17 protein-coding genes and 1 tRNA gene are annotated in these 26261 nt (G+C 72.5%); 10 read left to right on the forward strand and 8 right to left on the reverse strand.

Going from position 1 to position 26261, the window contains the following annotated elements:
• Nucleotides 1–19: 19 nt before the first annotated feature.
• Nucleotides 20–1075 carry an endonuclease/exonuclease/phosphatase family protein gene (locus AC3RJ7_RS05190; protein WP_491454752.1) on the reverse strand — a complete coding sequence of 352 codons (1056 nt, stop codon included), beginning with the start codon at nucleotides 1073–1075 and terminating at the stop codon, nucleotides 20–22.
• A gap of 64 nt (nucleotides 1076–1139) precedes the next feature.
• Here AC3RJ7_RS05190 and AC3RJ7_RS05195 point away from each other — a divergent pair, with 64 nt between their 5' ends.
• Nucleotides 1140–2012 carry a PHP domain-containing protein gene (locus AC3RJ7_RS05195; RefSeq protein ID WP_491454753.1) on the forward strand — a complete coding sequence of 291 codons (873 nt, stop codon included), beginning with the start codon at nucleotides 1140–1142 and terminating at the stop codon, nucleotides 2010–2012.
• Nucleotides 2013–2149: 137 nt separating this feature from the next.
• Here AC3RJ7_RS05195 and AC3RJ7_RS05200 read toward each other — a convergent pair whose 3' ends face one another.
• Nucleotides 2150–3640, reverse strand: a complete 1491-nt coding sequence (locus AC3RJ7_RS05200; RefSeq protein WP_491454754.1) for a DEAD/DEAH box helicase — start codon at nucleotides 3638–3640, stop codon at nucleotides 2150–2152.
• Between the two features lie 144 nt (nucleotides 3641–3784).
• Between AC3RJ7_RS05200 and AC3RJ7_RS05205 the strand changes: the two genes are divergently transcribed.
• On the forward strand, nucleotides 3785–4501 hold the full coding sequence (locus AC3RJ7_RS05205; RefSeq protein WP_491454755.1) for a ferritin-like fold-containing protein: 717 nt from the start codon (nucleotides 3785–3787) through the stop codon (nucleotides 4499–4501).
• A 53-nt stretch (nucleotides 4502–4554) separates the two neighbouring features.
• On the opposite strand, the gene AC3RJ7_RS05210 is transcribed toward AC3RJ7_RS05205, so the two are convergent.
• Both AC3RJ7_RS05210 and AC3RJ7_RS05215 read right to left on the reverse strand, forming a co-directional pair.
• Nucleotides 4555–4860 carry a hypothetical protein gene (locus AC3RJ7_RS05210; protein ID WP_491454756.1) on the reverse strand — a complete coding sequence of 102 codons (306 nt, stop codon included), beginning with the start codon at nucleotides 4858–4860 and terminating at the stop codon, nucleotides 4555–4557.
• Between the two features lie 2 nt (nucleotides 4861–4862).
• Nucleotides 4863–5087 carry a DUF3107 domain-containing protein gene (locus AC3RJ7_RS05215; protein ID WP_231430543.1) on the reverse strand — a complete coding sequence of 75 codons (225 nt, stop codon included), beginning with the start codon at nucleotides 5085–5087 and terminating at the stop codon, nucleotides 4863–4865.
• Between the two features lie 93 nt (nucleotides 5088–5180).
• Here AC3RJ7_RS05215 and AC3RJ7_RS05220 point away from each other — a divergent pair, with 93 nt between their 5' ends.
• Together AC3RJ7_RS05220 and AC3RJ7_RS05225 are read left to right on the forward strand one after the other, a co-directional pair.
• Entirely contained in the window at nucleotides 5181–8306 is a 3126-nt protein-coding gene (locus AC3RJ7_RS05220) for a PD-(D/E)XK nuclease family protein (RefSeq protein ID WP_491454757.1), read from the forward strand.
• Nucleotides 8303–11623 carry an ATP-dependent helicase gene (locus tag AC3RJ7_RS05225; RefSeq protein ID WP_491454758.1) on the forward strand — a complete coding sequence of 1107 codons (3321 nt, stop codon included), beginning with the start codon at nucleotides 8303–8305 and terminating at the stop codon, nucleotides 11621–11623. Before AC3RJ7_RS05220 ends, AC3RJ7_RS05225 begins: the two co-directional genes overlap by 4 nt.
• Here the strand turns inward: AC3RJ7_RS05225 and AC3RJ7_RS05230 are convergent.
• Nucleotides 11554–12813, reverse strand: a complete 1260-nt coding sequence (locus tag AC3RJ7_RS05230; protein WP_491454759.1) for a phosphotransferase — start codon at nucleotides 12811–12813, stop codon at nucleotides 11554–11556. The genes AC3RJ7_RS05225 and AC3RJ7_RS05230 overlap by 70 nt on opposite strands.
• Before the next feature lie 107 nt (nucleotides 12814–12920).
• Here AC3RJ7_RS05230 and nudC point away from each other — a divergent pair, with 107 nt between their 5' ends.
• Together nudC and AC3RJ7_RS05240 are read left to right on the forward strand one after the other, a co-directional pair.
• Nucleotides 12921–13967, forward strand: coding sequence for an NAD(+) diphosphatase (gene nudC, locus AC3RJ7_RS05235; protein ID WP_491454760.1), 1047 nt, complete (start codon nucleotides 12921–12923; stop codon nucleotides 13965–13967).
• The gene (locus tag AC3RJ7_RS05240; protein ID WP_491454761.1) at nucleotides 13964–15715 is read left to right on the forward strand and encodes an ATP-dependent helicase; all 1752 of its coding nucleotides are present in this window, start codon (nucleotides 13964–13966) and stop codon (nucleotides 15713–15715) included. The genes nudC and AC3RJ7_RS05240 overlap by 4 nt, the downstream gene beginning before the upstream one ends.
• 832 nt (nucleotides 15716–16547) lie before the next feature.
• Here the strand turns inward: AC3RJ7_RS05240 and AC3RJ7_RS05245 are convergent.
• The gene (locus AC3RJ7_RS05245; protein ID WP_491454762.1) at nucleotides 16548–17924 is read right to left on the reverse strand and encodes a zinc-dependent metalloprotease; all 1377 of its coding nucleotides are present in this window, start codon (nucleotides 17922–17924) and stop codon (nucleotides 16548–16550) included.
• Between the two features lie 168 nt (nucleotides 17925–18092).
• Here AC3RJ7_RS05245 and AC3RJ7_RS05250 point away from each other — a divergent pair, with 168 nt between their 5' ends.
• Genes AC3RJ7_RS05250 through AC3RJ7_RS05260 form a run of 3 tightly spaced genes read left to right on the forward strand, consistent with a single transcriptional unit; the run spans nucleotide 18093 to nucleotide 23091 of the window.
• A complete protein-coding gene (locus AC3RJ7_RS05250; protein WP_491454763.1) occupies nucleotides 18093–19205 on the forward strand; it encodes a YlbL family protein in 1113 nt (370 codons plus the stop codon).
• Nucleotides 19206–19264: 59 nt separating this feature from the next.
• Nucleotides 19265–22222: a UPF0182 family membrane protein gene (locus AC3RJ7_RS05255; protein ID WP_491454764.1), complete on the forward strand. Its 2958-nt coding sequence runs from the start codon at nucleotides 19265–19267 to the stop codon at nucleotides 22220–22222.
• Entirely contained in the window at nucleotides 22222–23091 is an 870-nt protein-coding gene (locus AC3RJ7_RS05260; protein WP_491454765.1) for a class I SAM-dependent methyltransferase, read from the forward strand. Before AC3RJ7_RS05255 ends, AC3RJ7_RS05260 begins: the two co-directional genes overlap by 1 nt.
• 74 nt (nucleotides 23092–23165) lie before the next feature.
• Here AC3RJ7_RS05260 and AC3RJ7_RS05265 read toward each other — a convergent pair whose 3' ends face one another.
• A complete protein-coding gene (locus AC3RJ7_RS05265; RefSeq protein WP_491454766.1) occupies nucleotides 23166–24518 on the reverse strand; it encodes a glycoside hydrolase family 18 protein in 1353 nt (450 codons plus the stop codon).
• A 418-nt stretch (nucleotides 24519–24936) separates the two neighbouring features.
• Between AC3RJ7_RS05265 and AC3RJ7_RS05270 the strand changes: the two genes are divergently transcribed.
• A tRNA-Met gene (locus AC3RJ7_RS05270) sits at nucleotides 24937–25010 on the forward strand.
• 71 nt (nucleotides 25011–25081) lie between these two features.
• Here AC3RJ7_RS05270 and AC3RJ7_RS05275 read toward each other — a convergent pair.
• Complete coding sequence (locus AC3RJ7_RS05275; RefSeq protein ID WP_491454767.1) at nucleotides 25082–26125, reverse strand: CorA family divalent cation transporter; 1044 nt, start codon at nucleotides 26123–26125, stop codon at nucleotides 25082–25084.
• Nucleotides 26126–26261 lie beyond the last annotated feature (136 nt).

The raw sequence follows: 26261 nt of genomic DNA on the forward strand, positions 1-26261 counted from the left end.
CGGCTCTCGCCGGAACCGGTCACCCCGTTCGCGCCAGCGTCGCGACGACCGGCCGGTGATCGCTCCCCGCATCATCGAGGAAGTCGATCACCCCGAAGTCCTCGACCGTCCAGCCGGGCGTCGCGAGCACGTGGTCGATCGGGCTGCCGAGCAGGGGCGGAAGGTCGGTCGGCCAGGTGCCGAGCGCGGCCGATCCGGCCTGCGCCGCGGCATCCCGGCAGCGACCCAGGTCGCCGCCGTCGGCGCCGCGCCAGGCGAAGTGGTCGATCGTGGCGTTGAAGTCGCCCGCCATGATGACGTCGTCGCCCGCGCACTGCGCGGCGAGCCAGTCGAGGTCGCTGCGCCAGTTGCGCAGCTCCCAGCGGATGGGCGCGACCGCGTGCACGGCGACGATGCGCGGCCCGTCGCCCGAGACGGAGTCGGCGACGACGCTCGGGAGCGTGTTCGTGTTGCCCGGCGGGCCCGGATAGCCGGCCGAGACGACCTCGTAGTCGCCGAGGTCGGGGCTGATGAGCAGCGTCGTCGACCGCGCCTTCGCGATGTCGTCGTAGGCCTGCGTGTGCACCCACATGGGTGATCCGCCCTCGCGCATCGCGATCGCGACCTCCTCGCCGAGCGAATCGGTCGTCTCGGGGAGGACGACCACGTCGGCGCCCTCGTCGAGGGCGAGCCCCGCGATGGTCGATGCGTCGGGCACCTCGCCGAGCGTGTTCCACGACAGCACCGTCACGGTCGACCCGGTCGCCGAGGCATCCCCGCCCTCGTCGGCCGCCGCGGTCGCCGCGCCGACCGCGCCGCCCGTGCCGCGCACCGCGAGCACCGCGACCTGGCCCGCCGTGAACAGGGAGAACACGATCGCCATGGCGATCGCGAACCGCCGTGGGCGCCGCGGGACGGCGAGCACCGCGAACAGGATCGCCGCAACCGCTCCGCCGACGGCGGCGACGCCGCGCAGCGCGACGACGTGCGCGGCGATCCACTGGTTCTGCAGGCCGAACGCCTGCGGCCAGAGGAGCACGGCGGCGAGGACGGCCGTGCCGACGATCACGACCCGGCCGAGGATGCGGGGGAGCATTCCACCCAGCCTACGGTGCGCGGTTCTGAGAGGGCCCCGAGAGCGTCATCGATACGATGGGGGGATGTCGCGCGCCCCCGCCGCGATCGGCGAGGCCGATCTGCACACCCACTCCGTGGTGTCCGACGGCACCGAGACGCCGGCGGAGCTCATGCGGCAGGCGGCGACGGCCGGACTCTCGGCCGTCGCGCTCACCGACCACGACTCGACGAGCGGCTGGGCCGAGGCCGCGGCCGCGGTGCCTGAGACGGGCGTCGCACTCATCCCGGGCATGGAGCTCTCGACCCGCGAGGGGTTCACGAGCGTGCACCTGCTCGGCTACCTCATCGATCCGCTCGACGAGTCGCTGCTCGCCGAGACGGCCCGCATCCGGGAGTCGCGGCTCACCCGCGCCGAGGAGATCGTCCGCCGGATCGGTCGCGACTACGCGCTCAGCTGGGACGACGTGCTCGCCCAGACCGCCGAAGGCACGACGATCGGCCGCCCGCACATCGCGGACGCGCTCGTCGCCCGCGGGCACGTGGCGACCCGATCGGCCGCGTTCGCCGGGATCCTGCACCCGAGCGCGGGGTACGCGCAACCGCACTACGCGCCCGACCCGCTGACGGGAGTGCGCCTCATCCGGGCCGCCGGGGGCGTGCCCGTGCTCGCGCACCCCGGCACCCGCGGCGCCGAACGGGTCGTGCCGCCGGCGCGCCTCGCCAAGCTCGTCGACGCCGGACTCTTCGGTCTCGAGATCGACCACCCCGAGAACCGGGCCGACGCCAAGCCGAGGCTCCGCGAGCTCGCTGCCACGTTCGGCCTCGAGATCACCGGCTCGAGCGACTACCACGGATCGGGCAAGCCGAACCGCCTGGGGGAGTGCCGCACGGCCGCCGACGTCGTCGAACGGCTCGTCGCCGAGGGGCGCGGCAGCGCGCCGGTGCTGCCCGCCTAGCCGCGACCTCCCGGACATCGTGCCCGGCGCGGCCCCGGCACGTCGCGCCGGTCTGCGGGTTCGGGCGCCCCGACGGGACGAGCGCGCAGGCAGCCGTCACCGACGGGTGCCTGCGCGCTCGTTCGTCAGGGCGGGTGTCAGGCCTGCGGTGCGGCCGGTGCGGTCGTCTGGCCGCCGCCCGAGCTGCCGCCGCGGCGACGGCGACGGCGGCGCGGCGCGGCGTTGCCGTCGTGGTGCTCCTTGCCCTTGCCGTCGTGCGTGCCCGTGCCTGCGGGCTTCTCCGCGACATCCTTCGCGCCGGCCGACGACTCGGCGGCCTGGCCGTCGCCCGCGGGCTTGCCGCCCCGGGTACGGCGGCGGTTGCGGCTGCGGGGCGCGCGCTCGGCGTCGCCCTCGGTGCGCCCCGCCGTGCTCGAGCGCGTCGCGCTCGCCGCGGGGGCGGCGGGCTTCAGGCGGCCCTTGGTGCCCTCGGGGATGTCGAGGTCGGTGTAGAGGTGCGGGCTCGACGAGTACGTCTCGGTCGGCTCGGGCTGGCCGAACTCGAGGGCGCGGTTGATGAGCGCCCACTTGTGCAGGTCGTCCCAGTCGACGAACGTCACCGCGATGCCGGTCTTGCCGGCACGGCCCGTGCGGCCCGCGCGGTGCAGGTACGTCTTCTCGTCGTCGGGGATCGTGTGGTTGATGACATGCGTCACGTCGTCGACGTCGATGCCGCGGGCGGCGACGTCCGTCGCGATGAGGACGTCCTTCTTCCCCGCCTTGAACGCCGCCATGGCGCGCTCGCGCTGGTCCTGGTTCAGGTCGCCGTGCACGGCGGCGGCGTTGAAGCCGCGGTCGTTGAGCTCCTCGACGAGCTTCGCGGCGGCGCGCTTCGTCCGCGTGAAGATCACGGTCTTGCCGCGCCCCTCGGCCTGCAGGATGCGGGCGATGACCTCGTCCTTGTCGAGCGAGTGCGCCCGGTAGATGACGTGCTTGATGTTCGCCTGGGTGAGGCCCTCGTCGGGGTCGTTCGCGCGGATGTGGATCGGCTTCGACATGAAGCGACGCGCGAGCGCGACGATCGGCCCCGGCATGGTCGCCGAGAACAGCATGGTGTGACGCACCGCCGGAACCTTCGAGAAGATCTTCTCGATGTCGGCGAGGAAGCCGAGGTCGAGCATCTTGTCGGCCTCGTCGAGCACCACCTCGCGGACGTCGGCGAGCGAGAGGATGCGCTGGTTCGCGAGGTCGATGAGTCGGCCCGGCGTGCCGACGACGATCTGCGCCCCGGCCTTGAGCTGCTCGATCTGGCCCTCGTACGCCTTGCCGCCGTAGATCGAGACGACCTTCGTCGGGCGGTTCGAGGTGGCGAGCTCGAGGTCTTCGGTGACCTGCACCGCGAGTTCGCGGGTCGGCACCACGACGAGCGCCTTGACGCCGTGCTCGGGGTCGTCGCCGAGGCGCTGCACGAGCGGCAGGCCGAAGCCGAACGTCTTGCCCGTGCCGGTCTTGGCCTGGCCGATGATGTCCTGCCCGGTGAGGGCGAGGGGGATGGTCTGCTCCTGGATGGGGAAGGCATCGACGATGCCCTTGCCCGCGAGCGCGTCGACGATGTCGGACGCGATGCCGAGGTCGGTGAAAGTGGTCAAAGATCTGCCTGTCGGTCGTGCTTCGAGAGTGAAGGTCGTGAGGTGCGCCTCGACTCAACCCCGGGCGCACGGCCGCGGATCCGGCGTCCGCATGCCCCTCCACCCTATCGGAGACTGCCTGTGAGCCTCGGATAGGCTGTCTGCGTGGTGTTCTGGTCCAAGCGGCGCGGCGTGCGTCAAGAGCTGCCGCGGCTGCGCCCGCGGGTCGCCCCGACGGAGGTCACCAAGGTCGACTTCACGGAGCTCGTGCCCGACCCGGTGCCGTTCCTCGGCCAGGCCGCGTACATCCAGCTCGAGTTCTTCGAGAGCCTGTCGCAGGCGGTGATCGGCGCGCCGACGATGCACGCGAAGGAGCAGCTGAGCCGCGCGGCGGGCATCGCGTTGCGCAAGCACCACGACCTCATCGCGGAGCTGCGCCGGCTCGACGTCGAGCCCGACGCCGTGATGGCGCCGTTCGCGCCCGCGACGGATCGCCTCGGCCAGTCGACCGCCGGTGCCGACCAGTACGAGCTCATGCTCGGCATCCTCGTCACGTCGGGCATGCTCGACGACTACTTCGCCCGCCTCTCCGAGGGGCTGCCCGCCGAGCTCCGCACCCGCGTGCGGTCGATCCTCGCGACGGGCGGCGTCGGCGAGGTGCTCGACGCGGAGCTGCGCGCCGCGATCGAGGCCGAACCCGGGCTCGCCGACCGGCTCGCCCTGTGGGGCCGCAGCATCGTCGGCGACACGCTGCTCATCGCACGTTCCGCGCTCCGCGGCTCGGAGCCGGCCGACCGTGCGGGGGACCCCGTCGAGCCCGTGTTCACCGAGCTCATCGCGGAGCACACACGACGCATGGACGCGCTCGGCCTCACGGCCTGAGCCCGCGACCCGACGGCGGGATGCCTCGGGCGGGATGCCTCGGGGCGGGCGCGTCAGGCCCGGCCGAGCCCGTGGCGCGACAGGCGCTCGAAGCGCGCGGTGTCGGCCTTCTGGCGACCCGGGCCGATGAACCAGGCCGCAGCCGCCGAGGCGAGCGCGGAGGCGGCGAGTGAGACGACCCAGATCCAGCCGCCGTCCCACGCCCAGCCGAGCCAGGTGAGGGCCACCCAGACGACCGCGGCCACGCCCGCCCCGATCGCGGGGACGAGCACGACGCCGCGGAGCTTGCGCAGGGGGAACGCGAAGTGCGCGGCGATGCCGAGGATGGCGCCGCCGAGGGTGACGAACAGGAGTTCCATCGTCAGGCGACGAATCCGACGCGGCGCGACTCCTCCGAGCCGATCTCGACGTACGCGAGCGCGGCCGCGGGGACGACGTAGACGGTGCCCTTGTCGTCGGCGAGCTTCAGCAGCGGTGCCTGGCCGGCGAGCGCGGCGGCGACCGCCTGCTCGACCTCCGCGGCCGACTGCGAGGTCTCGAAACCGAGTTCACGGGGGGAGTTCTGGATGCCGATGCGAACGTCCACGGTAGGCCTTTCTGCTCTTGCTGAAACCCTACACATCGCGAGCGCGCGAGCCGTTCGCGTTCACTGTCGGCGGAACCCGTTACCGTTGCCGACATGCAGGGCACCCGAACCGCTCACGAGCTCGTCCGTCGCCTCGCCGTCGGCGGGCACGCGGCGGTGTTCGGCGCCCCCGGGAGCGGCAAGACGACGCTCGCGATCGAGCTCGTCGCCGACCGCATCGAGCGCGGCGGCAGCGCCGACGAGGTGCTCGTGGTGTCGGCGACGCGCACCGCGGCCACGTCGCTGCGCGACGCCCTCGCCGTGCGGCTCGGCATCACCACGAGGGGGCCGCTCGCGCGGACCGCGAACTCGATCGCGTTCGAGCTCGTGCGGGCGTTCACGGGGCAGCCGGTGACGCTGCTCACGGGCGCCGAGCACGACCACATCATCGGCGAACTGCTCGAGGGCGGCGTGCGCGACGGGTTCGGGCCCGACTGGCCCGAGCCGCTCTCGGCCGACGTCAGGGCGCTGCGCGGGTTCCGCACCGAACTGCGCGACCTCATGATGCGCGCGGTCGAGCACGGCGTCGACGCCGAGACGCTCTCGCGGCTCGGCGAGCGATGCGAGCGGCCCGAGTGGGTGGCGGCCGCGGCGTTCCTCGCCGAGTACGACGAGGTCAAGGCGCAGGTGCGACCCTCGCAGTACGACTCGGCCGAGCTCGCGGCCTTCGCCGCGGCGATCGTGCGGCGCAGCACGGTCGACGCCGGCGCCCTCGACGCGCTCGGCCGGCTCGCGCGGCTCCGGACGGTCATCGTCGACGACGCGCAGGAGGCGACCGAGGCGACCGCGGCGCTGCTCGGCGCCTTCGCCGCGCGCGGCGTGCAGGTGATCGCGATCGGCGACCCCGACGTCGCGAGCAACGGGTTCCGCGGCGGCCGGCCCGAGTTGCTCGGCGCGCTCTCGGTCGTGCTCGACGGCGCACCGGTCGAGCGCCATGTCCTGCCCGCCGTCCATCGCGGCGGTGCCGCACTGCGCGCGGTGGTGCAGTCGGTGACGGGCCACATCGGCGCGGCCCTCGGCGGGTCGCACCGTGCGGCGGCGGTCGAGCCGGTCGACGGCGCGGCCGAGCAGCCCGCTCACGGCACGCGCGGTGCCCTCGTCCCCGTCATGGGGCTCGAGGCGCCCTCGCACGCGGCCGAGTGCCGGGCCGTCGCCGCACTCCTGCGCGAGCGGCACCTGCTCGACGGCGTGCCGTGGTCGAAGATGGCCGTCGTGCTGCGCTCGGGCGGCGACGTGCCGGCGTTCGAGCGGGGGCTCGCCCTCGCCGACGTGCCCATCGCCGGCGGCGCCGCACGCATGGCGCTGCGCGATGCACCGGCCGCGGCCGCACTCCTGTCGGCCGCCTCGCTCGTGCTCGATCGCGAGCCGCTCACGGCCGAGCTCGCCGTCGGCCTGCTGACCGGACCCGTCGGCCGGCTCGACGCGGTCGGTCTTCGACGGCTCCGGCTCGCCCTCCGTCACGAGGAGCTCGCGATCGGCGGCGATCGCACGGGCGATGAACTGCTCGTCGAGGCGCTGGGCGCCCCGGGCGGATTCGATTCGATCGACGCCGCCCCGGCACGACGCGCCGCGCGTCTCGCGAAGCTGCTCGCGACGGCGCGCGGCGAGGCGGTGCGCGGCTGCACGGTCGAAGAACTGCTCTGGTCGGTGTGGAACGCGAGCGGGCTCGCCGCCGAGTGGGGCGCGCAGGCCTCGGGCACGGGCGTGCTCGCCGACGAGGCGAACCGGTCTCTCGACGCCGCCGTGGCGCTCTTCGCCGCCGCGCAGCGGTTCGTCGAGCGCGAACCCGATGCGCCGGCCGTGCGGTTCGTCGACGAGGTGCTCGCGAGCGAGCTGCCCGAAGACTCGCTCGCCCCGCAACGCACGGTCGAATCGGTCGTGGTGACGACGCCCCCGGCACTCATCGGGCGGGAGTTCGAGGTCGTCGTCGTCGCCGGCCTGCAAGACGGGGTGTGGCCGAACCTGCGACCGAGGGGCACCCTGCTGCACGCGGGCCTCCTCGCCCGCACGGCGACCGCCCTCCGCGCCGGGGCCCCACTGCCGTCGGTCGAGACGGTGGCCGAGGCGCGCGCGTCGGTGCGCGGCGACGAGCTGCGGCTCTTCGCGCTCGCGGCGTCGCGCGCCGGGCGACAGCTCGTGCTGAGCTGCACCGCGAACGACGACGAGCAGCCGTCGATGCTGATGGGCTACGCCCCCGAGCGGGTGCGCGCGCCGCGGGCGCGCCCGCTGCACCTGCGCGGGCTCGTCGGCGCGCTCCGACGCGAGGCGGTCGCGTCGCCGTCCGGCGAAGCGCCGGCGGCGCTCGCGCTGCTCGCGGAGGCGGGTGTGGCCGGCGCGCACCCCGACGACTGGTACGGGCTGGCCGAGCCGTCGACCTCCGCCCCGCTCGTCGACCTCGACGGCGACCCCGAGGCGGTCGTCGCTGTGTCGCCGTCGCAGATCGACCGCGTCGAGGAGTCGCCGCTCGGCTGGTTCATCGACCACGTCGCGTCGCCGCCGTCGGGCATCTCGGCGTCGATCGGCACGATCGTCCACGCCGTCGTCGAAGAGGCGGGCGCCCGCGCCGACGGCGACACGAGCGTCGAGGCCCTCTGGGAGGGGGTGTCGGCCCGGCTCGACGAACTCCGGTTCGAGGCGGGCTGGGTCGCCGAGCGCGAGCGCAGGGGCGCCCGCAAGATGACCGAGGGCGCCGCCGACTACCTCGCGAACTTCGCCGACGACGAGAAGGTGCTGCTCGAGGCCGAAGGGCGATTCACTCTCGAGGTCGACCGCGTGCGCATCACCGGCACGATCGACCGGGTCGAGGTCTCACCCGACGGCACGACCGTCATCGTCGACCTGAAGACGGGCCGTACGCCGCCGACGGTCGCGCAGACCGCCGTGCATCCGCAGCTCGCCGCCTACCAGCTGGCGGCCCGGTCGGGTGCGGTGCCCGCCGGCGGCTCGCTCGGCGGGGCGAAGCTCGTCTACGTGGCCCGGCCGGCGCACGGCCGGGCCTACACCGAGCGCGCGCAGCAGCCGTTCGACGACACGGCCGAGGCGGCGTTCCGCGAGCGGCTCGGCGCGGTCGCGCAGACGATGGCCGCATCCGGCTTCGACGGCCCGGCCGAGCTCGGCTTCGGGTCGCGCTTCGGCGCGTGGCAGTACCGCGTCCACCTGATCCCGGCGGTGTCCGCGTGAGCGAGAACGGCGCGCTCGCGGGTTCCGCGGCGACGCCGCACGACGGCGCTCGCCGGTCGGCGGGCGGCCTGAGCGCGCTCGAGATCGCGTCGCGGCTCGGGCTGCACGCGCCGACGCCGGAACAGCGCGCGGTCATCGAGGCCGACCCGCTCGGCCAGAGCATCGTCGTCGCGGGCGCCGGCAGCGGCAAGACCGAGACCATGGCCAACCGCGTCGTCTGGCTGCTCGCCAACGGTCACGTCGAGGTGCCCGAGGTGCTCGGGCTCACCTTCACGCGGAAGGCCGCCGGAGAACTCGCCGACCGGGTTCGCGAGCGGGTCGGGCAACTCGTCGACGAGGGCATCGCCGAGGTCGCGCTCGACCCGCTCGAGTCGGCCGCGGTCGGCACGTACAACGCCTTCGCGAGCGCCATCTACCGGGAGCACGCGATGCTCATCGGCCGCGAGCCCGATGCCTCGGTGCTCGGCGAGGCGTCGGCGTGGCAGCTCGCCAGGTCGGTCGCCCAGGCCTCGGCCGATCCCCGGCTCGTGGAGCTCGACGCATCCCTCGACCGGGTGACCGGCGCGGTGCTCGGCCTCAGCCGCGCGCTCGCCGAGAACGTCGCCGACAGCCGCGATGTCCGGGCGATGGTGCACGACTTCCTGCAGATGGAGGGGCTGCCGATCGAGGCGCCGCGCAAGCGCACCGACTTCGCCTCGTTCGTCGATGCCCTCGGCGTCGTCGGGGCGCTGCCGCCGCTGCTCGAACTCGCCGACGCGTACGCGGCGGCGAAGCAGCACCGCGGCTTCGTCGAGTTCTCCGACCAGGTGTCGCTCGCACTCGCGATCTGCGAACGTCACCCCGAGGTCGCGATCGCGCATCGCGCGCGCTACCGGACCGTGCTGCTCGACGAGTACCAGGACACGAGCGTCGTGCAGACCCGGTTGTTGTCGGCCCTCTTCGCCGACCATCCGGTGATGGCCGTCGGCGATCCCGACCAGTCGATCTACGGCTGGCGCGGGGCGAGCGCCGCGAACCTGGCCCGCTTCGGTCGCGATTTCGCCGAAGCCGGCGCGGCCGCGGTCTACGACCTGTCGACGAGCTGGCGCAATCCGAGGGTCGTCCTCGACGCGGCGAACGTGCTGATCGCCCCGCTCGACGCCGGCATTCCGAAGGCGCCGCTCACCGCTTCGCCGTTCGCCGGTCCCGGGCGGCTCGAGGTCGCGTGGGCGGAGACCATCGAGGCCGAGGCGGCCCGCGTCGCCGAGTGGTTCGCGGCACGACTGGGGCGCGCGGGCGATCGTGCGAGCGGTGCCCTGCTCTGCCGGACGTTCGCGAACGCCGAGGTGTTCATCGAGGCGCTCCGCGCGCGCGGCGTGCCGGTCCACGTGCTCGGCATGGCGGGCCTGCTCGACCAGCCGGTGATCGCCGACCTGGTCTGCGTGCTGCGGGTGCTGCACGACCCGTCCGCCGGTTCCGAGCTCGTGCGGGTGCTCGGCGGTGCGCGGTGGAACATCGGCGCCGCCGACCTCGACGCGCTCCGCAGCCTCGCCAAGTGGCTCGCCGACCGCGACCTCGCGATGCGACGTCTCGGCGACGACGTGCGCCGGGGGCTGCGAGCGTCGATCGCGATCGACGAGTCGCCGTCGATCGTCGACGCCCTCGACTTCGTGCTCACCGCACCCGACGACCATTCGGCGCTACGGACGTTCAGCGCGGTGGGCCTCGCACGCATGCGCCGCGCGGGCGCTCAGCTGCAATCGCTCCGGCGCCGCGCCGGACTCGGGCTCGTCGACTTCGTGAGCCTCGTGCAGCAGGAGCTCCTGCTCGACGTCGAGGTCGCGGCGAACGCCGCCCAACCCCTGGGGGCACCGAGCCTCGAGGCGTTCGACGAGCTGCTCGTGGGCTTCGTCGAGATGGCCGAGCAGCCCACGCTCGGCGCGTTCCTCGCATGGCTCACCGAGGCCGAGCAGCGCGACCGCCTGTCGCCCCGTCAGGACGAGCCCGAGCCCGGTGCGGTCCAGGTGCTCTCCATCCACGGCTCGAAGGGCCTCGAGTGGGACCTCGTGGCGATACCCCGCATGGTCGACGCCGAGGTGCCGTCCAAGCCCCGATCGACGAAGGGCTGGCTCTCGTTCGGCGAGCTGCCGAACGAGTTCAAGGGCGACCACGACGAGCTGCCCGAACTGCAGTGGCGCGGCGTGCAGAGCCAGGCCGAGTTCGACGAGGCGGCCACGGCCTTCGCCGACGAGAACCGCGAACGTCACGCCGAAGAGGAGCGACGCCTCGCCTACGTCGCGGTGACGAGGGCCAAGTCCGAACTGCTGCTCTCGGGGTCGTGGTGGTCGACGCAGAAGGCGCCGCGCGACCCGAGCCCGTTCCTCCGCGAGCTCGCGGTCGCCGGGATCGCCCCCGCCGACGCGCTGCCGACGACCCCCGAGGACGACGAGAACCCGAGGGCCGGATCGGCCCAACGGATGCGCTGGCCGCTCGACCCGCTCGGTCGTCGTCGCCCCGCGGTCGAGGCGGCGGCAGAAGCGGTGCGGGCCGCCTCGACCCGACCCACAGGGCAGGGCATCGGTCCGCGGCTCGCCGACGACCTCCGACTCCTGCTCGAAGAGCGTCGACGCCGGCACGAACCCGATGCGGCCCCCGAGATCCCTGTGCGGGTACCCGCGTCGCGATTCAAGGACTACGTCGACGACCCCCTCGCCGTCGCCGCGGCCCTCCGCCGGCCGATGCCGCAGCGCCCGTTCCGCGCGACGCGCATCGGCACCCTCTTCCACGAGTGGGTGGAGCAGCGGTCGACGGGGGCGGACGTGGTCCCCGCCGGCGGGTTCGACGAGCTCGACGCGCTGCTCGTCGAACTCGACGACGACCCGTCGGCGGTCGTGCGCCTCGACGATGCCCCCGACCGCCTCCGCGTGCTGCAGGCGCGGTTCGCGGCATCCGAATGGGGCGCACGCCGGCCGTCGGCCGTCGAGCTCGAGCTGCACCTGCCGCTCGGCGAGCACGTGTTCGTCTGCAAGCTCGACGCCGTCTTCGACATCGACCCCGCTTCCGAACTCGGTGCCCGGGGCATCCGCGTGCAGGTCGTCGACTGGAAGACGGGCAAGGCACCGCGCGATGCGCGCGACCTCGAGCTCAAGCAGACGCAGCTCGCGCTCTATCGGCTCGCGTACGCGAAATGGGCCGACGTCGACCCGGCGACCGTCGACGCGGTGTTCTACTTCGTCGAGGACGACCGAGTCATCCGCCCCGACGCGCTCTACGACGAGGCGGCGTTGCGACGCGCCTGGTCGTCGGCCTCGTCGCTCGAGGGGTCGCCGCGCGACTGACCGTCGTCGCCCGCCCGCGTCGCGCCGTCGGCGGCATCCGCGCCCGCTGAGGAGCGGGGCGGTTCGGCGTCGCCCCAGTCGCTGAGGTCGAGCGGAATCGGCGCGGTCGCGTCCATCGGAGCCTCGCCCTCGCCCCGCAGCCCCGAGAAGTCGTAGCTGTCGGTGAGCATGGCCCCGCTGCGCTCCGCGGGCAGCCGATCGAGCGGGGTCTCGTCGAGCATTCGCTCCACGTCGCCGACCGCGAGGATCGGGCCCGTCTCGGGCGAGAGCGGCTCGCTCGAGCGGTCGTGCACGCTCTCGACGAGGCCGTCGAGCAGGCCGATCGCGTCGTCGACGATCGCCTGGTCGTGCTCGTCGATGCCGTGCAGCAGCCACCGGGCGAGCTCGAGCTCGCCGTGGAGCAGGGCGCGCTGGGGCAGGTGCGCGTCGGCACCTCCCTCCCGCGCGGCGATGTACGCGCCGAGCGCGCGCTCGGCGGCCGCACCGCGCGAGGTCAGCAGCCAGTGGAGGTCGCGCGCCGGGTCGCCCTCTGCGAGTCCCGACCAGCCGAGAACGCCGGTGACGGTCACGCCGTCGTTGAGGATGACGTCGGCACTCAGTCCGCCGTGGACGACGGTCGGCCGGAACCGCCACAGCGTGTCGTCGTCGGTCGCCTCCTCCCACCGACGGAGGAGCGCCGCCGGGAGATGGCCGGTGTCGGCGGCGCGGCCGACGAGCGCGACGACCGACTCGCGCGCGCCGTCGGCGGACTGCCGGGGGAGGCCGGCGTCGCCGACGAACCCGGTCGGCAGCGAATGGATCGCCGCGATCGCGAGACCGACGGATTCGGCGAGGCGGTCGTGGGATGTGAGTTCGTCGGCGGTCGAGACGCCGCCCGCGATGAAGTCGGTCACGACCGCGCGCGTGCCGTCGATCGGCGCCTGGCCGACGAAGGTCGGCACGGTGAACGGCAGCCGGCTGCGGATGCCGGGGGTGAGCGCGCGCAGCGCGACGAGGTCGGCCGACTGCTCGGACTCGGCGGCCTGCGACCTCGGAACGCGGATGATGAGGTGCCGATCGTCGGTGGTGCGGAATTCGACGGCGTCGAACGCCCCGTGGCTGCGACGGGAGTGCGCCCGTGCGGCGTTGACCTCGAGTCCGGGCACCGCCGCCGTGGCCAACGCGGCTAGAGTGAGAGGGGGTCTGGCCATGGCATTCAGCTTAAGCAGGCAACTCCGGGCGAGGGGCGACCGCCACACCTTCCCGGCGACTCCGCAATCGCATGGGGGACTTCCGAAATCGCAGTGAGAGGGGCGCAGTGACCGTCGACGACCCGCGGCCGCCGTTCGCCCGAGCTGTGATCGATCGTGATGCGGGGCGCCGTTCCGACCCCGACCTGATCGCCTCGTTCGACGCCGATCCCGCCTCGCGGGTCCTGTTCGTGCACGGCGACCGGGTGCTCCTCGCCGAGCAGGTCGACGGGTCGTCGCCGACGCTCGAGCTGCGGCATCCGTCGCTCGTTCCCGAACCCGGGCTGCGCGTCTACCTCGGCCGGACGACCGGCCCGGCGCACCCCGCCCGCGCCTACGAGGCGCGCATCCTCGACGAGGAGACCGCTCGCGCGCTCGAGCCCGAGGCGGCGCGCTGGCAGGGCCTGCGGGCCGTCGCGACGACCGTCGACGCGTTCGACGCCGGGCTCGTCGTCGAGGCGCTCGCGCTCGCGAACTGGCATGCCGTGCACGGGTACTGCCCGCGGTGCGGCTCGCCCAGCTCGCCCGCGCAGGGCGGGTGGGTGCGCCGGTGCGACCGCGACGACGCGCTGCTCTTCCCGCGCACCGACCCGGCGGTGATCATGCTCGTCACCGACGACGACGACCGGCTGCTGCTGGGCTCGAACGCCCTCTGGGAGCAGCGACGGTTCTCGCTGCTCGCCGGCTTCGTCGAACCCGGGGAATCGCTCGAGGAGGCGGTCGTCCGCGAGATCGCCGAGGAGGCGGGCCTCGCCGTCGACCGGGTCGAGTACCGGGCCTCCCAGCCGTGGCCGTTTCCTGCGAGCCTCATGCTCGGGTTCGCGGCGCGCGTCGCACCGGGCGTCGATCCGGCGACGGCGACCGCCGACGGCGAGGAGATCCTCGAACTGCGCTGGTTCACCCGCTCGGAACTCGCCGAGGCGTGGGGCGGCGTGCTCCTGCCCGGCTCGACGTCGATCGCCCGCTGGCTCATCGAGCAGTGGTACGGCGGCCCGGTCGAATCCGGAGACGGCGTGGCGGCGCGGGGTCCGCTCGAGTCGACGGTGGAGCCGGCGACCACGGTGCCGGCCTCGCCCGAGCCGTCGCCGGTCGCGGCCGACCGGTCGGGGACGTGACCGAGCCCGGCATCGCCGTCACCGGCGACCCGCTGCTCGACGGCCTCGACGACGAGCAGCGCATCGTCGCCGAGGCGCTGCACGGCCCGGTCTGCGTGCTGGCCGGCGCGGGCACGGGCAAGACCCGCGCGATCACCCACCGCATCGCCTACGGCGTCGCGTCGGGTTCGTACGATCCCGCCCGGGTCATGGCGCTGACGTTCACCGCGCGCGCGGCCGCCGAATTGCGCGGCCGGCTCGCGACGCTCGGCGCCGGGGCCGTGCGGGCGCGCACCTTCCACGCCGCCGCCCTCGCCCAGCTCAACCACTTCTGGCCGCTCGTGGTCGGCGGCCCGGCGCCGCGCGTGCTCGAATACAAGGGGCGGGTGCTCGGGCAGGCCGCCGAACGCGCGAAGCTCAAGGTCGACACGCCGACCCTGCGCGACGTCGCGGCCGAGATCGAGTGGCGCAAGGTCGGCCTCCACGACCCCGACGCGTTCCGCGCCCGTCTCGCGAGCCGGGGTGCGCCCGGCCGGCTCTCCGCCGACCAGTTCCTCGAGCTCGTCGAGGCCTACGAGCAGGTGAAGGACGAGCGGCGCATGATCGACTTCGAGGACGTGCTGCTCGCCACCGCGGGGATGATCGAGACCGAGCCATCCGTGGCGATGCAGGTGCGCGAGAGCTACCGGCACTTCATCGTCGACGAGTACCAGGACGTCTCGCCGGTGCAGCAGCGACTGCTCGAACTGTGGCTCGGCGACCGCACCGAGCTGTGCGTCGTCGGCGACGCGAGCCAGACGATCTACTCGTTCGCCGGTGCGAGCTCCGAGTTCCTGCTCGGCTTCGAGCGTCGCTACGACGATGCGACGATCGTGCGCCTCGAGCGCAACTACCGGTCGACGGCGCCGATCGTCGACACGGCGAACCGGCTCATGCGAGGGCGCGAGGGCGCGTTGCGCCTCGAGGCGGTCGCCGCACGCCGACCGGATGCCCCGGAGCCGGAGGTCGTGGAGTATCCGAACGACCTCGCCGAGGCGCGCGGCGTGGCCACGCGCATCCGCGAGCGCATCGATGCCGGCACGGCACCCGACCGGATCGCGGTGCTGATGCGCGTCAACTCGCAGTCGGCGATCCTCGAGCACGCGCTCGACGAGGTCGGCGTGGGGTCGCGGGTGCGCGGTGCCGCGCGGTTCTTCGACCAGCCCGAGGTGCGCGAGGCGGTGCACGCGCTGCGAGCCGCCGCGCTCACGATCACGGGCGAGCCGCTGTTCAAGTCGGTCAGCGACGTGCTGCGGTCGCTCGGCTGGAGCGTGCAGGCGCCCGACGGCCCGGGTGCGGTCCGCGCCCGGTGGGAGTCCCTCAACGCGATCGCCCGCCTCGTCGACGATGCCCCGGCGGGCACGACGTTCCGCCAGTTCGCGGACGACCTGCGCGCCCGCGCCGAGGCGCAGCACGAGCCGGCGCTCGCCGTGGTGACCCTCGCGACGCTTCACTCGGCGAAGGGGCTCGAGTGGGACGAGGTCTTCCTCGTCGGCCTCAACGAGGGCATGCTGCCGATCAGCTACGCCAAGGGTTTCGACGCGATCGACGAGGAGCGGCGGCTGCTGTACGTCGGCCTCACGCGGGCACGGCGACGGCTGCAGCTGAGCTGGGCCCGGCAGGCCGACGGGCCGCGCGGGGAGCGGGAGCCGTCGCGCTTCCTGCAGGAGCTCGGCAGCCGCACTCGGGATGCGTCCGGTACTCCGTCGGCGCCTGCTCGCCGGGGGTGAAGCTCGCGGCGGCGAGCGAGTCGTCGCCGTGCCGCAGACGGTCGTCGACGACCCGGGCGGCCGCGACGGCGGCGTCGAACAGCTCGCGGATGCCTCGTGGCCGGTGCGGTGCGGGATGCGCCGCGAGCTGCGCGGCGATGACGGGCCAGGCTTCGTCGCGGTCGCGCCGCGCGAGCTCGATGCAGCGCAGGCAGGGGCCTCGACCGGGTTCGACCAGCGGTCCGACGCGCCAGCCCCGCTCGTCGTCGATGACGGCGAGGTGCGGCACGTCGGCGCGGAGCCACGGCAGGTGGCGGGCCGGCGGCACGACCCAGTGCGCCGCCACGACCGCGAGCGCCGGCGCCGGCGCGCCCGGGGAGCCGTCGGGTCGGTCGGGTGCGGTCGTCGCGTAGCCGAGCTGGGCGAGCAGGGTCGCGACGCGCGTGGCGAACGGGGCGGGCGCGTCGATGACGACGAGCGGCGGAGCGGCCGCGGACGCCGCGCGCGGGGACGGGGCCGCCGCCTCGGCCGGCTCGGGCTCGAAGGCGGGCGCGAGCCGGGCGAGTGCGCGGTCGACCTCGGCCGGTGAACCGTCGAGGCCCGCACCGATCGTGCGGACGGTCTCGAGGCTCGCGCCGTGACGGAGCACGCTGATGAGCCCCGTCTCGAGCGGGCCGGGGTCGGTGAGGACGACGCGCGGGAACTCGGCGCCGAGCTGCAGCTCGGTCGGCGAGCGCCAGACGAGGGGGAGAGCCGGGTCGATTCGCGGGGACATGCCGAGAGCATGCCGCAGCGTGCCGCCACGCCGCGGAATCCTTCCACAGGGCGAGCCCGACGACGGGCGCCCGGCCTCTCAGGACTCGGGCGACTCGCCGTCTTCGCCGGGACCGGCCGGCGTCTCGCCCCGCAGCAACTGCTCGAGCGCCTGGTCGAACTCGTCGTCGGCCTCGTTCTCGGCGGAATCGGCGCCGGTGAGCCGGGCGACGAGCGCACTCGGATCGTCGAGGTCGGCGGCCGTCGGCAGCAGGTCGGGATGGGCCCACAGCGCATCGCGGGCCTCCACGCCGACCGCATCGGTCACGGCGCGCCACATCGCGGTCGCCTCGCGCAGGCGACGCGGCCGCAGTTCCAGCCCGACGAGCGTCGCGAACGCCGACTCCGCGGGCCCGCCCGACGCCCGCCGGCGGCGGATCGTCTCGGCGATCGCGTCGGTGCGGGGGAGCCGACCGGTCGCGTCGGCCGTGACCGCGTCGACCCAGCCCTCGACGAGGGCGAGCATGGTCTCGAGCCGGGCGAGCGCAGCCTGCTGCGCCTCGCTCTTCGGGCGGATCAGGGCGCCCGACACGACGGCCTGGCGCAGCGCTTCGGTGTTCGACGGGTCGAAGCCCTCGGCCAGCTGCTCGAGCCGGTCGGTGTCGATGTCGATGCCCTTGGCGAACGCGGTGATCGCGGTGATGAAGTGCAGCCGCAGCCAGCGCGCGTGCCGGAACAACCGGGCGTGGGCGAGCTCGCGCACCGCGAGGTAGAGCTCGACCTGATCGGAGGGGATGTCGAGCCCCACGCCGAACTCGGTCGCGTTCTGCGGCAGGATGGCCGCGCGCGAGTCGTCGAGCAGGGGAAGGCCGACGTCGCCGCCGGACACGACCTCGGTCGCCAGCTGGCCGACGACCTGGCCGAGCTGCATCGCGAAGAGCGTGCCGCCGATACCGCGCAGCATGCGGCTCGCGTTCTCGATCATGCCGCGCATCTCCTCGGGCGCCTGCTCGAGCATGACACGCGTGAGCGCGTCGGAGATCGAGAGGGCGACCGGCTCGGCGAGCTGGGTCCAGATCGGCATCGTCGCCGCCACCCACGCCCGACGCGTCAGGAGCTCGGGGGTCTGCGGCAGCGACGAGAAGTCGACCGCCTCGTCGAGCCACAGCGAGGCGACCTGGAAGGCCTGGTCGAACCGGGCGCGCTCGGCGTCGGAGATCTGCTGCTGGCCGGCCGCCGCGCGCTCCTCGCCCTGCCGGGTCGCGATCGACCAGTCGATGCCGTCGCCCGAGCGGTTCATCGCCTGCTGCAACTGTCCGAAGAGCGCTGCGACGCTCGCCGGGTCGTCGGGCAGGCCGGCCGCGCCTGCGAGCTTCGACGGATCGATCCCGCCCGCGCCGGAGAGGAGCTCTCGGAGCATCTCCCGGAACTCGTCCTCGGGGTTCCGGTCGCCGGGTTCGCCCTGCTGATCGGCCACGCGTGCCACCTCCACGTCTCGTCGTCTCAACCGTAACGCGGCGGTACGGGGTCGCGACTGGGAAATGGCCTAGGCTGGCTCTTCGGGTGTCCGCCCTTCGCGAACAGCGCCGGCGCGGTCGCCCCGGAACCCCGTACCTCGCTGCGATCGGCGCGAAAGGACTGCCCGATGGCCCTCTTCTCCGACGACTCCTCGTCGGCGCATCACCGGCACGAGTGGTCGCGCCGCGAGCGCATCGGCTGGGGGGCGGTGACGGTCTCGATCGTGATCGCACTCGTGTTCGCGGTCATGCCGTCGCCGTACGTCATCGAGGCGCCGGGTCCGGTGTACGACACCCTCGGGGTCGCCGAGAACGCGGAGGGCGAAGAGGTCGCGCTCATCCACATCCCCGACGAGACGACCTACCCGACCGACGGCGAACTCAACCTGCTCACCGTGTCGGTGATCGGCAAGCCCGGCAACACCCCGACCTGGATCGAGGTCATGTCGGCGTGGTTCGATCGCACCCGGTCGGTCGTCCCCGTGGAGGCGATCTTCCCGCCCGGCGTCTCGAACACCGACCGCGATGCGCAGAACCAGGCGGCGATGGTCGACTCCCAGCAGGACGCGATCGCCGCCGCCCTCGTCGAGCTCGGCTACGACTTCCCGCGCGAGGTGACGGTCGTGTCGCTCCTCGACGAGTCGCCGGCCGCCGGTGTGATCGAGGCCGGCGACGTCATCGTGTCCCTCGACGGCACGCCCGTGCACTCGATCGGCGAACTGCAGCAGGCGGTCCGCGAGCACGGCACCGGGACGCCGGCCGAGATCGTGATCGAACGCGACGGCGAACGGCAGACGGTCGAGGTGACGCCGGCCGACCACGACGGCACCCCGGTGCTCGGGGTCGGCGTGCGGATGGCCTACGAGTTCCCGATCGATGTCGAGCTGCAGCTCGACAACGTCGGCGGTCCGAGCGCCGGCATGATGTTCGCGCTCGGCATCGTCGACGAGCTCACGCCCGGGGCGATGACCGGCGGCGAGATCGTCGCCGGCACCGGGACGATCGACTCGGCCGGCGAGGTCGGGCCGATCGGCGGCGTCCGCCAGAAGCTCTGGGGTGCCGATGACGTCGGTGCGGAATGGTTCCTCGCGCCCGCGGAGAACTGCGACGAGGTCGTCGGGCATGTCCCCGACGGCATGAACGTCTTCGCCGTGTCGACGCTCGACGAGGCGCGCACGATCGTCGAGGACCTCGCCGACGGCGAGGTGGCGGGCTCCTACCCGTCGTGCGACCCCTCCTGACCAGCAGATTCCAAGCATCGCGACTCTAGGATGGAGTCCCGATCCCATCCCGACCGAACATGAGGCCGAGAGTGTCAGCACAGCCGCAAGAACCGAGGATCCCGCGCCGTCGTGCGCCGATCGCGATCACGATCGGCGTGGTGGTGGCGCTCGTCATCGCGTTCTTCGTGTTCACGGGGCTCTACGCCGACGTCCTCTGGTACCAGCAGCTCGGCTTCATCTCGGTGCTCACCACCGAGTGGATCGCCCGCGCCTCCCTGTTCGTCATCGGCTTCCTCGCGATGGCCGTGCCCGTGTGGGGCTCGATCCAGATCGCCTACCGCACCCGACCGGTGTACGCCAAGCTCAACTCGCAGCTCGACCGCTACCAGGAGGTGTTCGAGCCGCTCCGCCGGCTCGCGATGTACGGCATCCCGGTCGTCCTCGGCGTCTTCGCGGGCGTCTCGGCCTCGAGCCGCTGGGAGATCACGCTCGCGTGGCTGAACCGCACCCCGTTCGGCCAGACCGACCCGCAGTTCGGCCTCGACATCGGGTTCTACGTCTTCGAGCTGCCGTTCTACCGGGGCATCGTCGGCTTCGCGTCGGCCGTCGTGCTGCTCTCGGTGCTGCTCGTCATCGCCACGAACTACCTCTACGGGGCGATCAGGGTCTCGGGTCGCGAGGTCGTCATCTCGAAGTCGGCGCGGATCCAGATCGCCGTGACGGCCGGCATCTACCTGCTGCTCCAGGGAGTGAGCATCTGGCTCGACCAGTACGCGACCGTCACCGAGAACAGCACGCTCATGACCGGTGCCGGGTACACCGACGTCAACGCGGTGATCCCGGGCCGCGGCATCCTCGCCGGCATCGCGGTCGTCGTGGCGGTCCTGTTCTTCGTGACCGCGATCATCGGCCGGTGGCGCCTGCCGCTCATCGGCACGGCGCTGCTCATCGTCACGAGCCTCATCATCGGCACGCTCTACCCGTGGGTCATCCAGCGGTTCCAGGTCGATCCGAGCGCGAAGTCGCTCGAGGCGCCGTACATCCAGCGCAACATCGACCTCACGCGCGACGCCTACAACGTCGCCGACGTGGAGGAGATCCCGTTCGAGGCGAAGACCGACGCCGAGCCGGGCGCGCTGCGCTCCGACGCCGAGACGACCGCGAGCATCCGACTGATGGACCCGCTCGTCATCTCACCCGCCTTCGCGCAGCTCGAGCAGTTCCGCCAGTACTACCAGTTCCCCGAGCAGCTCGACGTCGACCGCTACGACGTCGACGGTGAGACGCAGGACACGGTGGTCGCGGTCCGCGACATCCGGGTGTCGGGCCTCGGCGACGCGGAGACCTGGTTCAACTCGCACCTCGTCTACACCCACGGCTACGGACTCGTGGCGGCGGCCGGCAACCAGCGCTCGGTCGACGGGCAGCCCGTGTTCCTCCAGTCGGGCATCCCGCAGTCGGGCACGCTCGGCGAGTTCGAGCCGCGCGTCTACTTCGGCGAGGGCTCGCCGCAGTACTCGATCGTGGGCGGACCGAAGGGCAGCAACCCGATCGAGCTCGACTACCCGGCCGGCGGCGACAACGAGGACCAGACCCAGACGACGTTCACCGGCGACGGCGGGCCGAAGCTCGACAACATCTTCACGAAGCTCGTCTACGCGCTGAAGTTCCAGTCGGAGCAGATCTTCCTCTCCGACGAGGTCACCACCTCGTCGCAGATCCTCTACGACCGCGACCCGATCCAGCGCGTGCAGAAGGTCGCCCCGTACCTCACGCTCGACTCCGACACCTACCCGACGATCGTCGACGGGCGCATCGTGTGGGTCGTCGACGGCTACACGCTGAGCGACCAGTACCCGTACTCCAACAAGGTGAGCATGTCGGAGGCGATCGCCGACAGCGAGGGGCTGACCCCGTCGCTCGCGTTCGACGAGATCAACTACATCCGCAACTCGGTGAAGGCGACCGTCGACGCGTACGACGGCACGGTCACGCTCTACACGTGGGACGCCGAGGACCCGGTGCTGCAGACCTGGCAGAAGGTCTTCCCGTCGACGGTCAAGCCGATGGAGGAGATGTCGGGCGACCTCATGAGCCACGTGCGCTACCCGTCCGACCTGTTCAAGGTGCAGCGCGCCGTGCTCGGGCGCTACCACGTGACCGAGGCGAGCCCGTTCTACTCGCGCGAGGACGCCTGGACGACGCCGAAGGAGCCGACCGGCGGCGCGAACACGCAGCTGCTGCAGCCGCCGTACTACCTGACGATGCAGATGCCCGGGCAGGACGCCCCGGCGTACTCGCTCTACTCGACGTTCATCCCCGAGGCCCGGGGCGACCAGAGCCGCAACGTGCTGCGCGGCTATCTCGCGGTCGACTCCGACGCCGGCGCGGAAGACGGCAAACGTGCGGAGGGTTACGGCAAGCTCAGGCTGCTCACGCTGCCCGAGGACGACAACGTGCCCGGCCCCGGCCAGGTGCAGGCGAAGTTCAACTCCGACCCGAGCGTGTCGCAGTCGCTCAACCTGCTGAAACAGGGGCAGTCCAACGTCATCAACGGCAACCTGCTCACGGTGCCGGTCGGCGGCGGCCTGCTCTACGTGCAGCCGGTCTACGTGGAGTCGACGGGCAACACGAGCTACCCGCTGCTGCAGAAGGTGCTCGTCGCGTTCGGCGACCAGATCGCGTTCCAGGACACGCTCGACCAGGCGCTCAACGTCCTGTTCGGCGGCGACTCGGGGGCGAACGCCGGCGATGAGCCGGTCGAGCCGGGCTCGGGCGAGGGTGAGGGCGGCGGTTCGCCGACGACCCCCGAGACGCCGAGCGATGAGATGCAGGCGCTGCTCAACCAGGCCAAGCAGGCACTGAAGAACAAGCAGACCGCACTCGCCGAGGGCGACTGGGCCGCGTACGGCGAGGCCGACGCGCAGCTGGCCGACATCATCTCGAAGATGATCGCCCTGACGGACGCCGAGCAGAGCGGCGGGTCGACGGGCGACGAGGGCTCGACCGACGGCTCGACCGACTCGGGCAGCTGATGACGGTCGACCTCCGCGACGGCGAGTGGCTCGACGACAACCGGGCCAACTGGGACGAGCGCGTCGGCGTGCACCTCGCGAGCGACTTCTACGACCAGTCGCCGCTGCGCGCCGGCGGGGGAGTGCTCGACCCGATCTCGGCGGCGGGCATCGACCGGCTGTTCCCCGGCGGCCTCGACGGCGTGCGGGTGCTGCACCTGCAGTGCCACTTCGGCTCCGACACGCTCTCGCTCGTCAACCGCGGCGCGACGGCCGTCGCGATCGACTTCGCGCCCGCCGCGATCGCGGAGGCGCGCCGCATGGCGGCCGAGATCGGCGTCGCCGACCGGGCGCGGTTCATCGAGTCGAACGTCTACGACGCCCGGCACATGCTGCCCGAGCCGGAGTCGTTCGACCTCGTCTTCGCGACCTGGGGCACCGTCAACTGGCTGCCCGACATCGCCGAGTGGGCCCGCATCGTCGCCTGGTTCCTGAAGCCGGGCGGGCGGTTGTACTTCGCCGAGGGGCATCCGACCGCGATGGTGCTCGAGGGGGCCGACGGGCCCGGCGGGCTGCCGACGATCAGCTACGCCTACGACAACCGCGGCGAGCCCGACGTGCTCGACGACGCGAGCGACTACGCCGATCCCGAGGCGAAGCTCGAGAACTCCCGCAACTGGGAGTGGCTGCACCCGCTGAGCGCGGTGCTCGGGGCGCTGCGCGACGCGGGCCTCGAGGTCGAGTCGTTCGACGAGCACTACTCGGTGCCGTGGCAGATGTACCCGTCGACGCCCGCGCTGGGCGAGGGCATGTACGGCTGGCCGGCCGAACGCTGGCTGCCGCTGTCGTACGAGATCGTCGCGCGCAACCCGGCACCGCCGGTCGAGTAGCGAAGCGTTTCGAGACCCGATCATGCGTGGTCTCGATACGCTCCTTCGTCGCTACTCGACCGACGGACTCCGCACTAGTCGAGCGGCCCTTCCTCGGCCGCGCGGAGCGTGTCGCCGAGCGTCCCGACGAGCTCGTTGCGGTAGTCGCCCGACAGGTCCCACCACATGGCACCGCCGAAGCCCTGCTCGGCGAGCCATTCGGCCTTCTGCCCGACCGACTTCGGGTCGTCGAGGCTCCACCACTGGCCGGTCGCCGCGTCGTAGCGCCACGAGGCGCCGATCGCCGGGTCGTGATGGCCCTCGCCGATCGAGCGGATCTCGTAATACGGCTTCGTGCCGAGCGAGGTGACGGCGGGGTCGGGCGTCCAGACGGCGCGGTCGCCGACCGTCACGCCGATCCATCCCTGGCCGTACGCGGGGATGCCGATGTTGAGCTGGTCGGGGCGGGCGCCCGCGGCCGTGTAGAGGCCGACGGCGTTGTCGAGGGCGAGCCCCCAGTTGTTCGTGCCGTCGGGGTGCAGGTTGCCCTGGTGGCCGGTGTTACCCGTCCAGCCGCCCGCGTAGTCGTAGCCCTGCACGTTGAGCCAGTCGACGACGTCGAAGAGGCGCGGGTCGGTCCAGCCGCCGGCGTTCGTGTTCCAGCCACCGGCGGGCGCGAACGCGGTGAGCAGGTAGTCCTCACCGGTCTCGGCGCCGTAGGCGTCGAGCTGGGCGCGGAACTCCTCCATGAGCGCGAGGAAGTTCTCGCGGTCGGCGGGGGAGGCGTTGGCGGTCTCGCCGCCGTTGACCGGCCACTCCCAGTCGACGTCGATGCCGTCGAAGACGCCCGCCGCCGCACCCGCACCGCCGAGGTGCCCGACCTTCGGCAGGTCGCCCCTGAGGTAGAGGTCGATGCACGAGGACACGAGCTTCTCGCGGCTCTCGGGCGTTGCGGCCGCGGCCGAGAAGTTGTCCGACCAGGTCCACCCGCCGAGCGAGATGAGCACCTTCGTGTCGGGACTGACCGCCTTGAGCTTCTTGAGCTGGTTGAAGTTGCCGGCGAGGCGCTGGTTCCGGTTCGGCAGGTCGCGCTTCCCGTCGACCGAGTCCTGCGGCGAGACGAGTCGCAGGTAGTCGTTGTACGCGTCGCCCTCGCCCGCGACATCCGTGATCTCGCACGTGAGGTTCGTCGTGACGTTGCCGAACGCGTAGTTGATGTGCGTGACGTCCTCGATGGCGCCCGTGGTGAGCAGGTCCTCGATCTGGAAGTCGCGCGTGACGGGGGTGTCGCCCATCAGGTAGCCGACGTTGCGGTAGCCGTTGATGTCGCTCGGACCTTCGGGCAGGTCGTGATTCGCGGCGACGGCCGGGGCGGTGGCCGCGGCGGCGACGAGCGCGGACGCGGCGGCGGCGACGGCCGCGCCGCGCAGCAGGGGGCGTGGTGACATGGAATCCTCATCGATCGTGGTCTGCCGGCCGCCGCGGGTGCGGCGGTTGCCGGGGACACTACCAAGGTCGCGACAGTGAGTTAAGACTCCTCACAAAGGTTCGGGGATGTCGCGGCGGAAGCCGCGCGGTCGCTGTGGAGTCCTCCAACGGATTCGCCGAGGCGTGCACATGGTGCACACGCGTCGGCCCTCGTCCCGGTGCGGCAGCCGGGCGCATCGCCGAGGGTGGCCGTTTCCGCCGAGCGGTGCCCGCGGATCGGTGCCGTTCGGTGGGAACGGCAACACTCGATCGGGCGATCGGGCGATCGGGCGATCGGGCGAGCGGGCGAGCGGGCGAGCGGGCGATCGGGCGATCGGGCGATCGGGCGGCGGCCGATTGGACGAGGCTCATTTCTCGTGCTAATGTTTTCTCTTGTGCCGCGGGGTGGAGCAGCTCGGTAGCTCGCTGGGCTCATAACCCAGAGGTCGTAGGTTCAAATCCTGCCCCCGCAACGAGAAGAAGGCCCGGAATCCTTGAGATTCCGGGCCTTCTGCTTTTCCCGCGCCTGTCGGAGCGCCGCGGTTCACAGCCAGTGGCGACGCTTGAACATCAGGTAGATGATGACGTCGACGATGACGATGACCGCCCCGATGGCCGCCCAGCCGTACTGCCACTGCACGAGTGGGATGTTCTTGAAGTTCATGCCGTAGATGCCCGCGATCAGCGTCGGGAGGGCGAGCAGCGCAGCGAAGGCGGAGATCGTCCGCATGTCCTTGTTCTGGCGCGCCGCGACGTTGTTCTCATGGCTCGAGAGGAGGGCGTCGAGCGCCCGGCTCTGGTTGTTGATGAGCGCGGTCGTGCCGGCGGCATCGTCGAGGAGATCGTGCAGGTACGGGACGATCTCCTCGCGGCCGACCTTGGTCGACTCGAGGTGGCGCGTGCTCTCGCGGAGCGCGGCCTCGATGCTCGAGACCGCGCGGTCGATGCGGCCGATGTCCTTGCGGATTTCGTAGATGCGACGATGATCCTCCGTGGTGCTCTCGGAGAAGACCTGCTCCTCGAGTTCCTCCAGGTCGGTCTCCACGTCGGCGGCGGCCTTCGCGTACCCGTCGACGAGGTCGGCCATGATCCGGTACGCGGCCTTCATCGTCTCGTCGCGGAGGTGCTCCGGGGTGCGCTCGAGGAGCTCCCGCAGATCGGTCGCCTCGCCGTCGACGCTGCGCTGCACGGTGAGCAGCCAGCTGTCGCCGATGTACAGGAAGGTCTGTCCGAGCGCGAGGCCGTTCCGCCGGGTGCGCAGGACGGCCCACAGCAGGACGAACAGGTGCCCCTCGAGCCTCTGGATCTTCGGCTGCTGGCGGCCGGAGACGACGTCTGCTGCAGCGGTCGGGTGGATGCCGAGGGCGGTCTTCACCTCGTCGATCGCCTCGTCCTCGGGATCGAGCATCGACAGCCACACGAAGCCGCGCCTGCGCTTGGCGGTCGCGATGATGCGCTGGAGGTCGTCGCCGTCCAGCCCGTCGAGCGGTTCGAGGTCGGGCGTCACCAGGAAGGCGCCCAGAGGGGATGGCGGCGGCCCCGTCGAGTCGAGGACGGGACGCGCCTCGTGACGTCGGGTGTCGGTCATCGTGAGCCTCCTCCGGCGCCGAGTCGGCAGGCGTCGAGTTCCGACCAGTCCAGCACGCCGGCCGCGAACGAGGAACGGGGTTGCGCTCCGGCCGTCGGCACGCATGCACCGTACGCCGCGCCGCCGGCTCCCGCTC

Source organism: Agromyces solani (assembly GCF_058349925.1).